Source organism: Geminicoccus sp. (assembly GCF_035556675.1).
Classification (GTDB): domain Bacteria; phylum Pseudomonadota; class Alphaproteobacteria; order Geminicoccales; family Geminicoccaceae; genus Geminicoccus.
Genome location: NZ_DATMFZ010000067.1, coordinates 59,708 through 73,447, shown reverse-complemented (window position 1 = coordinate 73,447; position 13,740 = coordinate 59,708). Strand labels below are relative to the sequence as shown.

The 13,740-nt window shown below is 68.9% G+C and carries 10 protein-coding genes; 4 read left to right on the top strand and 6 right to left on the bottom strand.

Annotated elements, in window-relative coordinates:
* Window positions 1-5: 5 nt before the first annotated feature.
* Window positions 6-1,241, bottom strand: a complete 1,236-nt coding sequence (locus VNS22_RS05325; protein ID WP_325730345.1) for an ABC transporter substrate-binding protein — start codon at window positions 1,239-1,241, stop codon at window positions 6-8.
* Between the two features lie 91 nt (window positions 1,242-1,332).
* On the opposite strand from VNS22_RS05325, the gene VNS22_RS05320 reads away from it, so the two are divergent.
* Complete coding sequence (locus tag VNS22_RS05320) at window positions 1,333-2,433, top strand: LacI family DNA-binding transcriptional regulator (protein WP_325730344.1); 1,101 nt, start codon at window positions 1,333-1,335, stop codon at window positions 2,431-2,433.
* A 4-nt stretch (window positions 2,434-2,437) separates the two neighbouring features.
* Here VNS22_RS05320 and treY read toward each other — a convergent pair whose 3' ends face one another.
* The 3 genes from treY to glgX are packed head-to-tail and all read right to left on the bottom strand — an operon-like array spanning window position 2,438 to window position 9,279.
* Entirely contained in the window at window positions 2,438-5,218 is a 2,781-nt protein-coding gene (treY, locus tag VNS22_RS05315; RefSeq protein WP_325730343.1) for a malto-oligosyltrehalose synthase, read from the bottom strand.
* 15 nt (window positions 5,219-5,233) lie between these two features.
* A complete protein-coding gene (gene treZ / locus VNS22_RS05310) occupies window positions 5,234-7,036 on the bottom strand; it encodes a malto-oligosyltrehalose trehalohydrolase (RefSeq protein ID WP_325730341.1) in 1,803 nt (600 codons plus the stop codon).
* A gap of 2 nt (window positions 7,037-7,038) precedes the next feature.
* Window positions 7,039-9,279: a glycogen debranching protein GlgX gene (glgX, locus tag VNS22_RS05305; protein WP_414653319.1), complete on the bottom strand. Its 2,241-nt coding sequence runs from the start codon at window positions 9,277-9,279 to the stop codon at window positions 7,039-7,041.
* A gap of 163 nt (window positions 9,280-9,442) precedes the next feature.
* On the opposite strand from glgX, the gene VNS22_RS05300 reads away from it, so the two are divergent.
* From VNS22_RS05300 to VNS22_RS05290, 3 genes are read left to right on the top strand one after another with little or no spacing between them, the layout of a single operon-like run.
* The gene (locus VNS22_RS05300; protein WP_325730338.1) at window positions 9,443-10,351 is read left to right on the top strand and encodes a DnaJ C-terminal domain-containing protein; all 909 of its coding nucleotides are present in this window, start codon (window positions 9,443-9,445) and stop codon (window positions 10,349-10,351) included.
* A complete protein-coding gene (locus VNS22_RS05295; RefSeq protein WP_325730336.1) occupies window positions 10,351-10,683 on the top strand; it encodes a hypothetical protein in 333 nt (110 codons plus the stop codon). Before VNS22_RS05300 ends, VNS22_RS05295 begins: the two co-directional genes overlap by 1 nt.
* Before the next feature lie 21 nt (window positions 10,684-10,704).
* On the top strand, window positions 10,705-11,667 hold the full coding sequence (locus VNS22_RS05290) for a glutathione S-transferase family protein (RefSeq protein WP_325730334.1): 963 nt from the start codon (window positions 10,705-10,707) through the stop codon (window positions 11,665-11,667).
* A gap of 3 nt (window positions 11,668-11,670) precedes the next feature.
* On the opposite strand, the gene VNS22_RS05285 is transcribed toward VNS22_RS05290, so the two are convergent.
* Together VNS22_RS05285 and VNS22_RS05280 are read right to left on the bottom strand one after the other, a co-directional pair.
* Window positions 11,671-13,005 (bottom strand): HAMP domain-containing sensor histidine kinase, encoded by a 1,335-nt coding sequence (locus VNS22_RS05285; RefSeq protein WP_325730332.1) that lies wholly within the window; start codon window positions 13,003-13,005, stop codon window positions 11,671-11,673.
* Window positions 13,002-13,685, bottom strand: coding sequence for a response regulator transcription factor (locus tag VNS22_RS05280; protein ID WP_325730330.1), 684 nt, complete (start codon window positions 13,683-13,685; stop codon window positions 13,002-13,004). The genes VNS22_RS05285 and VNS22_RS05280 overlap by 4 nt, the downstream gene beginning before the upstream one ends.
* Window positions 13,686-13,740 lie beyond the last annotated feature (55 nt).

Genomic DNA, 13,740 nt, shown 5'->3' with positions numbered 1-13,740 from the left:
GGTGGTCAGCCCGCCGCCTGCATGGCGCCGATGAACTGTTCGACGAACTGGTCGGTGGTCATGCCCTGGTTGTTCCAGAACTGGGTGATCACGTCGTCCAGGGCGCCGGACAGGTCGGGGCTGATCAGGAAGTCGGTGGTGGGAACCTGCCGGGCCGGGTCCTTCAATGCTGCCGCCCCTTTCTGGGCGCAGGCATCCATGCCCGAGACGTCGACGTCGAGCCGGGACGGCACCGAGCCCTTGATCGTGTTGAAGGCGATCTGGGTCTCGGGCGCGAACATGACCTCGGCCAGGGTGGCCTGGGTCTCGTTGGCGCTGGCGGCATCGTCCACCACCGGGAAGACGAACACGTCGCCGCCCATCAGGTACCCTCCCTGGCCGACGATGGCGCAGCCATAGTCCTGGCCGGCGACCTGGCCGGCCGCGGTGAACTCGCCCTTGGCCCAGTCGCCGATCACCTGCATCCCGGCCTTGCCGGTCAGCACCATGGCCGTCGCATCGTTCCAGTTGCGGCCGGGGCTGCCGGCATCGGTCAGGCCCTGGAGCTGCTTGAACAGGTCGGCGACCTTGCGGAACCCGTCGCTGCGCACCGCCTCCTGGTCGCCGTCGCGATAGATCCGGTAGTAGAGATCGGTGCCGGCGTCGCCGACCAGCATGGCGTTGAACAGGCTGCGCTCCTGCCAGGGCTGGCCGCCCTGGGCCAGGCCGATCAGGCCGGCCTCCTTCAGCTTCTCGCCGGCCGCCGCCACCTCCGCCCAGCTGGTGGGCTCAGCCAGCCCATGCTCGTCGAACAGCTTCTTGTTGTACCAGAGCCAGTTGATCCCGTGGATGTTCACCGGGATCGCATAGACCTTGCCGTCACGGGTGATCGCCTCGGTCAGTGCGGGCGGCAGCACGTCCTGCCACTTGCCCTCGGCTGCCACCGCATCCAGGTCGGCCAGGAGCCCGTTGGCGACCAGCTCGTCGAACTGCTTGCCGGTATTGAACTGCATGGCAGTCGGCGGATTGCCGCCGACGATCCGGTTGATCCCGGCGGTGCGCGCGGCCTGGCCGCCGGCGATGGCGCTGTCGACCCAGGTGCCGCCGGCCTCGGTGAACTTGTCGGCGAACACCTTCACGGCAGCACTCTCGCCGCCCGAGGTCCACCAGTGCAGTACCTCGGCACGCATCTCGGCCCGGGCCGTGAGCGGTGCAGCCGCCAGCATTGCAGTGGCCAGGCAGGCCAAGCGGAACATACGCATGGTTCGACCTCCCGATCGTTATGACGTTCCCATCATGCAATCGTTTGCATCATCGTTTGACAAGCCCTTTTTCTGTGTCCAAGAAAAATTCATGAGTATCGACGACAGCACGGGTGCGGGCGACGCTGTGAAATCTGCCGACGTGCAGCCTGCCGCCAGACGGCGGGTGACCAAGATCGAGGACGTGGCGGCACTGGTGGGGGTCTCGGCCTCCACGGTCAGCCGGGCCCTGGCGCGGCCGGAGCGGGTCCTGCCGGAAACCCGGGCGCGCATCCTGGAGGCGGTCCGGCTGACCGGCTACACACCCAACCCGGCCGCCCGCACGCTGCGCGCTGCGCGCTCGATGAACGTGCTGGTGGTGCTCTCCTCGCCCAGTCATGGCGAGTCGATGGTCAGCGCCTTCTTCAACGAGCTGCTGATGGCGGTCGACCTGACGCTGTCCGACGCGGGTTATGGCGTGCTGCTGGGCAACCTCTACCAGAGTGCGGAGCGCGAGGAGCGCGTGGTCAACCTGGTGGCGGCCGGCCAGGTGGACGGCGTGCTCCTGATGCTGAGCCGCATGCCCAAGGCGTCGGGGCGCAGCCTTGCCGAATCCGGCGTGCCGATGGTGAGCGTCACCACGCCCGCGGCCCCCGACCTGCCGCTGGTCGCGATCAACGAGGAAGCCGCGGCCGCCGCGGTGGCGCGCCATCTCCTGGCGCTGGGCCATCGCCGGTTCGGCTATCTCGGTGGGCCGGCGAACCACGCGATCGAGCAGCATCGCTGCGCCGGCTTCATGGCGACGCTCGCCGAGGCCGGGATCAGTGCCGATTCGGTGGTGCGCTACCCCGGCGACTTCCGGGTGAGCTCCGGGCGGCGCGCGGGCCAGGCCTTCGTCGCCGACCCCGCGCGGCCCAGCGCAGTGTTCGCGATCAGCGACGAGATGGCGATCGGCTTCATGAAGGAGGTGCGGCAGGGCGGGCTGTCCGTCCCGGCCGACCTGTCGCTGGTCGGCTTCGACGGCATCCCGTTCGCGGAATTCTGCGAGCCGCCGCTCACCACGGTGCGCCAACCGCGCGAGCTGATCGGGCGGGGTGCCGCCGAGCTGCTGGTGGCGCTGATGCAGGGCACGGAGCTCGCCGCAGAGCAGCGCTCCGTCCGCTTCGAGGCGGAGCTGTGGCTGGGCGGCACGACCGCACCGCCCAGGACCTGACCAGTCAGCCCGGCGACGCGGCCAGGACCGCCACCGGCAGCCGTCCGAGCAGCTCCGACAGGTCCGCCTCCCCGCCCTGGACCTCCACCTGCCGGCCGGTCAGCAGGCAGCGCAGCCTGGTGCCGTCGGCCAGGTCCAGCTCGCTGACGCCTGCCTGCCGCACCGGGCCACGCCCCGGGAAGCGGGCCGCCGCCACCAGCAATACCTCCCCCTCGTGCCGGCGCAGGAAGGCCACCACGCGTTCGCCGTCCGTGCCGGTGGCGGGAAGACCCCGGTAGCTGCCGGCCGCGTACAGGTCCGGACGCCGCTGCCGGTCGCTCAGGAGCAGATGGATCGCCGCCAGCTTGAAGCTGCCGTCCTGCCAGTCTTCCAGCAGAAGCGGCAGGGTACCGGCCTGGTCCGCCTGCAGCATGGCGGTCACCTCTTCCAGCCGACGGGCGCGCAGGCCGTAGTCGACCGGTCGGCGGTTGTCCGGGTCGACCATGCTGAGGTCCCACAGGTCCGTGCCCTGGTAGATGTCGGGCATGCCGGGCGAGGTCAGCTTCAGCACGGTCTGGATCAGGGAGTTGCTGGCGCCCAGGGCTGCGACCTTCTGCGCGAACGGCCGGAACGCATCGAGGAAGGCGGCCGAAGCCGAGGGGTCTAGCGCGTCGTCGACAAAGCCCAGCATCGCCGCCTCATACGGCTCGTCCGGGTCCCCCCAGGTGGAATGGACCTTCGCCTCCCGCAGAGACTTTGTGATCACCTCCTTCAGCCGCGTGGCGAAGCCGGCCATGGCCTCGGTATCGATCGGCCCCTCCAGCAGCTCGATCGGCCAGGCACCCACCAGGAGCTGGTAGAACAGGTACTCGTCGTTGCGGTCCGGCGGCGCCTTGCCTTCCACGTCGCCGCGCCTGGCGCGCAGGATCCGGCTCCAGCTGCCGACCTGCCGCTGCCACTCCTCGGGCAGCTCGGACAGGACGACCAGCCGCGCACGAGTGTCCTCGCCGCGCTTGGTGTCGTGGGTGGCGCTCGACAGCATCGCCTGCGGCCAGCGCTCCGCCCGCTGCTGATTGGCGCGATGGAAGGTGGCCGGCGGTATGCCGAACCGGTCCGGATGACCGCCCACCTCGTTCAGCGCCACGAAGCGGTTGAAGCGGTAGAAGGCGGTGTCCTCCAGCCCCTTGGCCATCACCGGCCCGCTGAGCTGCTGGAACTTCATCGCACAGCGCCTTGCCGCATAGCGGCTGAAGCCGCTGCCGGGTGCGGCCACCAGCCGGCCGGACAGGAGCCCGTCCAGGAAGTCGAACACGCTGTCGTCCAGATCGGAGCGATGACGGCGCGCCTGGGCCAGTGCCCAGGCGAGGTCGCGCTGGTCCTCCTCGGAGAAGTCGCCGTCCAGGCTCAGATAGTTGCGGTAGACCGGGAAGCAGGCGATCGTCTCGCCGATGGCCTGCTCAAGGATGTTCTGGGTGAAGTCGGCGGTGCGCCGGTTCTGCCGGGCGACCCTGGCGGCATCACGGGCCAGGACCTTCAACTCGCTGCCCATCTCGGTCTGCATGATCCGCAGCTTGCAGAGCCGGACGATGTCATGGAACGGCGTGTCGATCCCGGTGAAGCCGGTATAGAAGGCGGAGAATGGCTCCTCGCCCGCCGGGTCGACCAGCACGCCGGTGAGCAGGTTCAGATACTCGTAGCCGGTGGTGCCCTCGATCGGCCAGTCCTCGCGCAGGCTCTCATGCTGCGAGAGGATCTTCTCGACCACGAGGTAGAAGGAACGCCCTTCCTCGCCCTTGAACGCCTTGCGCCGCAGCCGCTCCAGATACTGGCGCGGGTCGAACAGCCCATCGACATGATCGATCCGCAGCCCGTCCAGCACGCCCTCGCGCATGAGGCGGAACACCAGCTCGTGGGCATGGCCGAACAGGTCGGGCAGCTCCATACGCAGCCCGGCCAGGCTGTTGATGTTGAAGAAGCGGCGGTAGTTGATGTCGTCGCCGGCCACCCGGTAGTGGGCGACCCGCCAGTGCTGGTCCTGGATCAGCGCATCCAGCGCGTTCCAGCTGTCCGGCTCGCCCGGCCGTCCGTTCAGCCGCGACACGGCGGCATGGACCGCTGCGCGCAGCTCGACATTGTCGCGCACGAGCTCGGCCAGGTCGCGCTTCAGCCGCTCGGCGCGGCGCACGACCTGCGGGCGCCATTCGGTGGCGAAGCTGAAGGCGTCGGCAATCTCCTCCAGGTCCGGATGGGCCCGGGCCAGGATCCGGTTGTAGTGCAGCGGGCAGATCGGCAGGGCATGGGTGTCGTAGGCCCAGACGGCGAAGCTGCCTTCCGCCTCGTCGAACTTCAGGACGAGCTTGCCCGCGTCCAGCTCCACACCGTACTGGTCGCCCAGGAAAGGCACCAGCAGCTTGCCCTGCAGGTAGTCCTGGTTCGGGCTCCAGTCGATGTCGAACCAGCCAGCATAGTCGGAATCCGCACCCCAGGCGAGCACGTCCAGCCAGAACGGGTTGCGCGAGCCGCCCACCCCCATGTGGTTCGGCACGAAGTCGAGGATCAGCCCCAGCCCGTTGTCCCGCAGCGTCCGGCACATCGCCTCGAAGTCGACGGTGGTGCCGAGTTCCGGGTTCAGCTCGTTATGGTCGATGATGTCATAGCCATGGGAGCTACCCCGGCGCGCCTTGAGGAAGGGCGAGGCATAGACATGGCTGACCCCGAGCCTCGCCAGGTAGGGGGCGAGCGCCGCTGCGTCGCGAAAGCCGAACTCGGGGTGGAACTGCAGGCGGTAGGTGGCGCCCAGGGTCATGCGTCGGTGGCTTTCCTATGGGGCCGGCGGCCGGTGGGTCCAACGGACAGCCCACGGCCCAAACTCGTTCTGCGCAACAGCACCCTCCTGCCAGAAGGGTGCCGCATCGTCGAAAGGGAAGCCCGGCTCCGGCCGGTCCTTCAGGTTCGCCGCCAGCTCCAGCCGGCCGCCGCCCTCGATCTGCCAGACCACCTGCACGGCCAGCTCGCCCACTTCCCGGGCTTCGCCGCCCCGCCCGATCCGGGGCAGGAGCGGCACCACCGTGGCATGGCGGGCCGCCAGCAGCCGGCGATACCAGGCCAGCATCTCGGCATGGGCCGGCTCGGCCAGTGCCGGCCAGTCGAGCTTGGCGGACTCGAAGGTCGCGAGCGAGGTCGGATCCGGGATGGTCCGGCGGATCGCCTCGTCGGCGAATTGCGGGAAGCGGGCGAACTCGCGCAGCCGCCCTTCCCGCACCGCCTTGCTGAGATCCTCGTCGAAGTCGCAGAAGAACGGGAACGGCCGGCCGGTCGCCCATTCCTCGCCCATGAACAGCATCGGGATCTGCGGCAGGAGGTGACACACCGCCGTCACCGCCTTCAGCGCCGGCAGGCTGGCGACGGTGCCCAGCCGGTCGCCGAACGCCCGGTTGCCGATCTGGTCGTGGTTCTGCACGAAGGCCACGAAGCAGGTAGGCGGCAGGTGGGCACTGGGCTCGCCGCGGGCGCGCTCGCGATAACCCATCATCCCCCCCTGGAAGGCGAAGCCCTCCGCGATCGCCCGGGCGAGCATCGAGGTGTCCCCCAGATACTCCGCATAATAGGCGTCACCCTCACCGGTGGCGGCGGTGTGCAGGACGTGATGGAGGTCGTCGTTCCACTGCGCGACCCGGTCGCCCAATCGGCTGGCCTCGTTCTCCTCGTTCTCCAGGATCAGGTGGACGTGCCGGTCGGGAAAGCTCTCCGCCACCCGCCTGGCCAACTCGTCCAACAGGTGCTCGTCGCTGTCGTCGATGATCGCATGGACCGCGTCCAGGCGCAGTCCGTCCAGGTGGAACTCCTCCAGCCAGTAGAGCGCGTTGTGCACGACGAAGTCGCGCACCGGCCGGCTGTGCTTCCCGTCATAGTTGATCGCGGCTCCCCAGGGCGTGTGGTGCCGCTCGGTGAAGAAGCCCGGCGCATAGGTCGAGAGGTAGTTACCGTCCGGGCCGAAATGGTTGTAGACCACGTCCAGCAATACCATCAGGCCCCTGGCATGGGCCGCCTCGACCAGGCGCTTGAGGTCATCCGGATGGCCATAGCTGGCGTCGGGCGCATAGAGATAGGCGCCGTCATAGCCCCAGTTGCGCCCGCCCGGGAAATCGCCGATCGGCATCAGCTCGATCGCGGTCACCCCCAGCTCGATCAGATGGTCCAGGCGATCGATCGCGGCCAGAAACGTGCCCTGCTCGGTGAAGCTGCCGACATGCAGCTCGTAGATCACCGCCTCGTGCCAGGGCCGCCCGCGCCAGCCACCGTCGGCCCAGCGGTGGCTTCCGGGGTCGATCACCTGGCTGGCCCCATGCACGTCGTCCGGCTGGTAGCGCGAGGCCGGGTCCGGCACGTGCAGCCCGTCCGGCAGCACGAAGCGGTAGCTCGTGCCAGCACCCGCCGCAGTCACCAGCTCGTGCCAGCCGTCCGCTCCGGCCGCCATCGGCACCGGCGCCCCCTCGTCCAGGACCAGCTCGATCCGCTGGTGCGCCGGAGCCCACAGGCGGAACCGCACCCGCCCATCATCCTGCAGCTCGGCGCCGTGCGGCATCCGGTGGATGCGCTGCCGGCTAGGTTCCGTTCGGGTCATGCTCAGGCCTGATCCAACTGGAAGGCGAACAGGAGCAGCGAACGCCCGGTCACCCCGTAGACATCGCCCGTGGTGTAGGTGCGCTCCTCGGGAAGCTCGTCCAGGTTGGTGTCGACCAGCAGCTCCCAGCTGTCGCCGCCAGCACAGGCCGGCAGGGTGAACTCCACCAGGTCGTGATAGCCGTTGAACACGATCAGCAGGGAGGCGTCCTCGCCGCGCTTCTTCAGGCCGGTCGCGCGCGCCCTTCCGTCCACCATCATGCCGAAGCACCTGGTGTTGCCATTCTCCCAGTCCTCGGCCTGCATCTCCGAGCCATTGGCGTTGATCCAGGTGACGTCCCTGACGTCCAGCTCCTCGTCATAGTGCCCGGTCAGGAAGCGGTTGCGGCGCAGGATCGGGTAGTCGCGGCGCAGCCTGGTCAGCCTCTGGACGAACTTGATCAGCTTCTTGCCGCGATCGTCGATGTTCCAGTCGACCCAGCTGATCTCGTTGTCCTGGCAGTAGGCATTGTTGTTGCCCTGCTGGGTCCGGGCGAACTCGTCGCCGGCCAGCAGCATGGGCGTGCCCTGGGAAAGCAGCAGCGTGGCCAGGAAGTTGCGCATCTGCCGCTCGCGCAGCGCGTTGATGTCGGGGTCCTCGGTCGGCCCCTCCTCGCCGCAGTTCCAGGAACGGTTGTGCGAGTGGCCGTCGTTGTTGTCCTCGCCGTTCGCCTCGTTGTGCTTGTCGTTGTAGGAGACCATGTCGTTCAGGGTGAAGCCGTCATGGGCGGTGATGAAGTTCACGCTGGCCCAGGGACGCCGCCCCTGATGGTCGAACATGTCGCGGGACGCGCACAAGCGCGGCGCCAGCTCGGTCGCGGCCGCCTCGCCCCGCCAGAAGTCGCGCACCGTGTCGCGGAACTGGTCGTTCCACTCCGCCCAGCCCGGCGGGAAGCCGCCGACCTGATAGCCGCCCGGCCCGCAGTCCCAGGGCTCCGCGATCAGCTTCACGGTGGAGAGCAGCGGATCCTGGCTGCAGGCCTTGAGAAAGCCGCTCTGGTTGTCGAACCCGTTGGGCTCGCGCGCGAGGATGGTGCCGAGATCGAAGCGGAACCCGTCGACATGGATCTCCTGCACCCAGTAGCGCAGGGAATCGGTAACCATCTGCAAGACGCGCGGATGGCTCAGGTTGACGGTGTTCCCGGTGCCGGTGTCGTTGATGTAGTAGCGCTTCTGGTCGGGCAGCAGCCGGTAGTAGCTGGCGTTGTCGATGCCCTTGAACGACAGGGTCGGGCCCTTCTCGTTGCCCTCGGCGGTGTGGTTGTAGACCACGTCCAGGATGACCTCGAGGCCTGCCTCGTGGCAGCGGGCCACCATTTCCTTGACCTCGCGCAGCGTCTGCTCGTCCTCCCACGCATAGCGCGGGTCCGGCGCGAAGAAGCCGATCGAGTTGTAGCCCCAGTAGTTCCTGAGCCCCTTGTCGATCAGGTAGCTGTCATCCAGGAACACGTGGATCGGCAGGAGCTCGATCGAGGTGACGCCCAGCGACTTCAGGTAGTCCAGCACCTTGCGTGTGCCGAACCCGGCATAGGTGCCGCGCAATTTCCGCGGCACGTCGGGATGGAGCTTGGTGAAGCCCTTGACGTGGGTCTCGTAGATGACCGTGCGGTCCCAGGGCACGTATTGCCGCTGCGGCTCGCCCTTCCAGTCGAAGTTCGGGTCGACCACCACGCATTTGGGCACGAAGGGTGCGCTGTCGCGCTCGTCGAAGGTCAGGTCGTCGCCGGTCTCCATCTGGTAGCCGAAGCAGGCCGGGTCCCACTTGAGCTCGCCGGAATAGCCCCGCGCATAAGGGTCGAGGAGTAGCTTGTTCGGATTGAACCGGTGGCCCGCCTCCGGCTCGTACGGCCCGTGCACCCGGTAGCCGTAGAGGTCGCCCGGGCGCACGTCCGGCAGATAGCCGTGGAAGATCTGGTCGGTATATTCCGGAAGCTCGAACCGCTCGGTCTCCTTGCCGGCGGCATCGAACAGGCAGAGCTCCACCTTGCTCGCATGGGCGGAGAAGAGCGCGAAGTTGACGCCCTTGCCATCCCAGGTGGCGCCTTTGGGAAACGGCAGACCTTCCTTGATCCTGGCGCCCTTGCTCAATGCCGTTCTCCTGAAGAATGTTCGTCGCGCGCGATGCCCCGTCTGCGTCGGTCCCGCCGTGCCGCAGACTCCGGCTCCTGACAGGCGCCGCACATGCGCCGGCCCCGTCACGACCATCTCGTGCAGGTGCGGCATCTGAACCAGTCGCAACGAAGCCGGTTCCAAGCCCGGATGCAGGTGCCCCCGGCATGATCACGGACTTGCAAGACTGCCTACAAAACGCCACTCGAACTGAAGGCAGCGTGGCACGATCAGCATCGAGGAGGCGCGGTCTCAGCCGATGAACCCATACCAGGCACTGGGCGTGGCGAAGGACGCCAGCCAGGACGACATCCGCAAGGCCTATCGCAAGCTTGCCAAGGAGCTGCATCCCGACCTCAATCCCGGCAACCGGCAGGCGGAGGAGCGGTTCAAGGAGGTCTCGAGTGCCTATGATCTGCTGAGCGATCCGGACAAGCGCGCGCGCTTCGACCGGGGCGAGATCGATGCCAGCGGCATGGAGCGGCCGCAGCAGCGCAGCTACCGTCACTATGCCGAAGCCGATCCCGGCGGGCGCTATGGCGGCCATGGCGGCTTCGAGGACATGGACGACCTGGGCAGCGTCTTTGCCGATCTGTTCGGCCAGGGCGGCCGCGCCGGCGCCGGCTTCCGGGCGCGCGGACGCGACGCCCATTACCGACTGGACATCGCCTTTCTGGACGCGGTGAACGGTGGCCGGCAGCGCATCACCCTGCCGGGCGGCCAATCGCTCGACGTCACCATCCCGCCCGGCATGCGTGACGGCGGCATCCTGCGCCTGGCCGGCAAGGGCGAGCCCGGGATCGGCGGCGGCCCGCCCGGCGACGCGCTGATCGAGGTGAGCGTGCGCCCTCACCCCATCTTCCGGCTGGAGGGCAACGACATCGTCATGGAGCTGCCGATCACGCTCGACGAGGCGGTGCTGGGTGGCAAGGTGGAGGTGCCGACCGTCACCGGGCGGGTCAACGTGACCGTGCCGAAGGGGGCCAGCACCGGCGACGTGCTGCGCCTGCGCGGCAAGGGCATGGCGGCGGGCGGTGTCACCGGCGACCAGCGGATCGTCCTCAAGGTGGTGCTGCCCAAGCCGGTCGACGACGAGCTGGCCGCCTTCATGGAGAAGTGGCGGGCCACGCATCGCTATGATCCGCGCAGCGATCTTGGGAGGTCATGATGCGGCTCACCGAAGAGGAGGTGCTGGCCGAGGTCCGGGAGGTCGGAATCGTCCGCCTCAGGCTGTGGGTCGAGCGCGGCTGGGTCGTGCCGAACCGCGACCTCTCGGGCCCGACCTTCGACGAGCTCGACGTCGCCCGCATCCGGCTGGTCTGCCAGCTCTGCGACGAGCTGGCGGTCGAGGAGGACAGCCTGCCGGTCGTCCTCTCGCTGGTCGACCAGCTCTACGCCGCGCGGCGCGACCTCAGGGCCCTGGCGCGCGCGGTGCTCCAGGAACCGGAGGAGGTCCGCAGCCGTATCCACCAGAACTACCGCGCGGCACTCGAACCGTAGCCGCCAGGAAGGCAGGAGAAGATGGGTCAGCTGGTCGACGGGTTCTGGAAGGACCAGTGGTATGACACCGCCAGCACCGGCGGCGAGTTCCGGCGCGAGAACGCCTCGTTCCGCAACTGGGTGACCGCCGACGGCTCGCCCGGGCCCAGCGGCGAGGGCGGCTTCCAGGCAAAGCCCGGCCGCTACCATCTCTATGTCTCCTATGCCTGCCCCTGGGCGCACCGCACCCTGATCCTGCGCTCGCTCAAGGGGCTGGACGAGCTGATCGGCCTGTCGGTGACCCACTGGCGGATGGGCGAGAACGGCTGGACGTTCGAGCCGGGCGAAGGGGTGGTGCCGGACCCGCTCCAGAACGCCCGCTACCTGCACGAGCTCTATACCCGGGCCGACCCGCACTTCACCGGCCGGGTCACCGTGCCGGTCCTGTGGGACAGGCAGCGCAACACGATCGTCAGCAACGAATCATCCGAGATCATCCGCATGTTCAACCGCGCCTTCGACGGCGTGGGTGCGAAGCCCGGCGACTACCTGCCGGCGGAGCTGGAGGCGGAGATCGACCGGCTGAACGAGCGGATCTACCCGAACGTCAACAACGGCGTGTACCGGGCGGGCTTCGCCACCTCGCAGCGCGCCTATGACGAGGCGGTGGGGCCGCTGTTCGAGACGCTGGACTGGCTGGAGGAGCGGCTGGCGGACCGGCCCTACTTGTGCGGCGAGCGCCTGACCGAGGCGGACATCCGCCTGTTCCCGACCCTGTTCCGCTTCGACACGATCTATGTCGGGCACTTCAAGTGCAACATCCGCCGGTTGGTCGAGTATCCGCGGCTCTGGGCCTACACACGGCGGCTCTACCAGATGGCGGAGATCCGCCGGACCACCAACCTGACCCACGCCAAGCGCCACTATTACGAGAGCCACCGGACCATCAACCCGACCGGGATCGTCCCGCGTGGGCCGGAGCTGGATTTCGACGCGCCGGTGTGAGCCTCAGTGCCCGGCCGGGCGCAACCGGACGGACACTCGGCAGCCTGGCCCAGGCGACAGCCGGATCCGCCCGCCATGGCGCTCGACCACCCGGCGCACGATCGCCAGGCCCAGCCCGGCGCCCGCTGAAGCCGGGTCCCCCTTGCGGTAACGCTCGAACGCGGCGGCGCCCAGGCCGGGCGGGAGACCCGGCCCCTGATCCGCCACCTCCAGGAGCGGTCCCTCCCCCTCACCGGCGACCCGCACGGTCACGGTGCCGGTACCATGGGCCAGGCCGTTCTCGACCAGATTGCGGACCAGCTCGCGCAGCTCGTCCGGATCGCCCAGCGCCATTACCCGGTCAGGTGCCTCGACCTCGATGGTGCGTCCGGCCACCTCGGCGAGCGGCAGGAGCGAGGCCGCCACCTCGCGGCCGATCCTGGCGAGGTTGACGGTCGCCAGCGCGCCCTCCTCCCGCCCCTCCTGGCGAGCCAGCGTCAGCATCTGCTGTACCAGGCGGCGCATATGCCCCGTCTCCCGCTCGATCGCCACCCAATCGGCCGTGCCGTCCAGCCGGGCCTGCTGGAGGCGCAGCGAGAGGGCGGCCAGCGGCGTGCGCAACTCGTGGGCGGCATCGGCGGTCAGTTGGCGCACCGCCTCATAGCCCGCGGTTAGCCGGTCCAGCGCGTCGTTGGCGGCAGCCACCAGGGGCAGGATCTCGTCGGGCAGCCCCTCGGCCGGGATCCGGCTGTGCAGGCGCTCCGGCCCGACCAGGGCCGCCGCCTGCGAGGCGCGCAGCAGCGGCCGGAGGCTCCAGCCGACCACCAGCCAGATCGCCAGCATGGACAGGAGCGCGAAGGGCAGCAGGGTATAGAACAGGAACTCAACCGCCTCCTCGGACAGGACGCGCACCACGCCGGGGCTGTCGAGATCCGCCCGCGCCACCTGGAGGATCCCGCCATCCGCGGTGGGTACGGCGAGGAAGCCGATGTCCCGCCCGTCCACATGCGCGCGCTGCATCGATCCGAACGGCAGGCCGAAGGGCGGCGGCAGCGTGACCAGGAGGTTCGGTGATCGGCCGACCTGCCGGCCCGCTGCATCGTAAAGGCTCCAGTGGACCAGTGAATCCGGCTGCGCATAGGCAACTGCCCATTCCGGCGGCAGCGCGTCGGCCGCGATCCTGGCGCCGGCCTGCGCTTCCAGCGTGACCTCCGCCTGCAGCCGCAGGGCGTTGCGCAGCAACTCGCCCCGCATCTCGGCCACCTCGATCCAGTAGAACAGCGAGGCGCCCCCCAGCCCCAGCAGGAAGGCGAACAGCATGACCAGCGCCAGGCGGCGGCGCAGGCTGAAGCCGCTCATGTGCCCTCGTCGGCGGTCAGGCGATAGCCGATGCCGCGCCTGGTCTCGATCCGCACCCCGCACTGCGCCGCTTCCAGCTTGCGGCGCAGCCGGGAAACCAGCGCCTCCAGCGCATTGGGTGTGACCGCCTCCTCCAGCCCGTAGAGCCGTTCTTCCAGCAGGTCGCGTACGACCACCCGGCCATCCGCGCGCAGCAGCTGGTCCAGGAGTGCCAGCTCGCGGCGCTGCAGCGCGAGCGGCACATCGTCCACACTAGCCTCGCGCCGCGCCCGGTCCAGGCGCAGACGGCCGAGGCTCAGCAGCTCCATCCTGCGGTCGCCCGGCCGGCGCAGGACCGCGCGCAGCCGCGCCTCCAGCTCCATCAGGTCGAAGGGCTTGACCAGATAGTCGTCCGCCCCGGCGTCCAGCCCGCGAACCCGCTCGGGCACGGCGTCGCGCGCGGTGACGATCAGCGCCGGCAGCGCGGAGCCGGCCAGGGTACGGATCCGGACCAGGAGATCCAGCCCGTCCATGTCCGGAAGGCCGAGGTCCAGGATCAGGGCGTCGTACCCGACCACCTCCACGGCCGCCAGCGCGTCCTGGCCGCCCGCAAACGCGTCCACGACGAAGCCCCGCCCCGTCAGGTGATCGCGGATCACCTCGCGCAAGGTCGGATGATCTTCGACGAGGAGGATTCTCATGCCATCGATCACGCTCGGAGGGCCAGCCGCACCCTCATGGCACGGCGTCAGGTTC

Bases quoted from the DNA above. Each gene is read 5' to 3' on its own strand.
- VNS22_RS05325 (WP_325730345.1), bottom strand. From the start codon at position 1,241: ATGCGTATGTTCCGCTTGGCCTGCCTGGCCACTGCAATGCTGGCGGCT.
- VNS22_RS05320 (WP_325730344.1), top strand. From the start codon at position 1,333: ATGAGTATCGACGACAGCACGGGTGCGGGCGACGCTGTGAAATCTGCC.
- treY (WP_325730343.1), bottom strand. From the start codon at position 5,218: ATGACCCTGGGCGCCACCTACCGCCTGCAGTTCCACCCCGAGTTCGGC.
- treZ (WP_325730341.1), bottom strand. From the start codon at position 7,036: ATGACCCGAACGGAACCTAGCCGGCAGCGCATCCACCGGATGCCGCAC.
- glgX (WP_414653319.1), bottom strand. From the start codon at position 9,279: ATGGTCGTGACGGGGCCGGCGCATGTGCGGCGCCTGTCAGGAGCCGGA.
- VNS22_RS05300 (WP_325730338.1), top strand. From the start codon at position 9,443: ATGAACCCATACCAGGCACTGGGCGTGGCGAAGGACGCCAGCCAGGAC.
- VNS22_RS05295 (WP_325730336.1), top strand. From the start codon at position 10,351: ATGCGGCTCACCGAAGAGGAGGTGCTGGCCGAGGTCCGGGAGGTCGGA.
- VNS22_RS05290 (WP_325730334.1), top strand. From the start codon at position 10,705: ATGGGTCAGCTGGTCGACGGGTTCTGGAAGGACCAGTGGTATGACACC.
- VNS22_RS05285 (WP_325730332.1), bottom strand. From the start codon at position 13,005: ATGAGCGGCTTCAGCCTGCGCCGCCGCCTGGCGCTGGTCATGCTGTTC.
- VNS22_RS05280 (WP_325730330.1), bottom strand. From the start codon at position 13,685: ATGAGAATCCTCCTCGTCGAAGATCATCCGACCTTGCGCGAGGTGATC.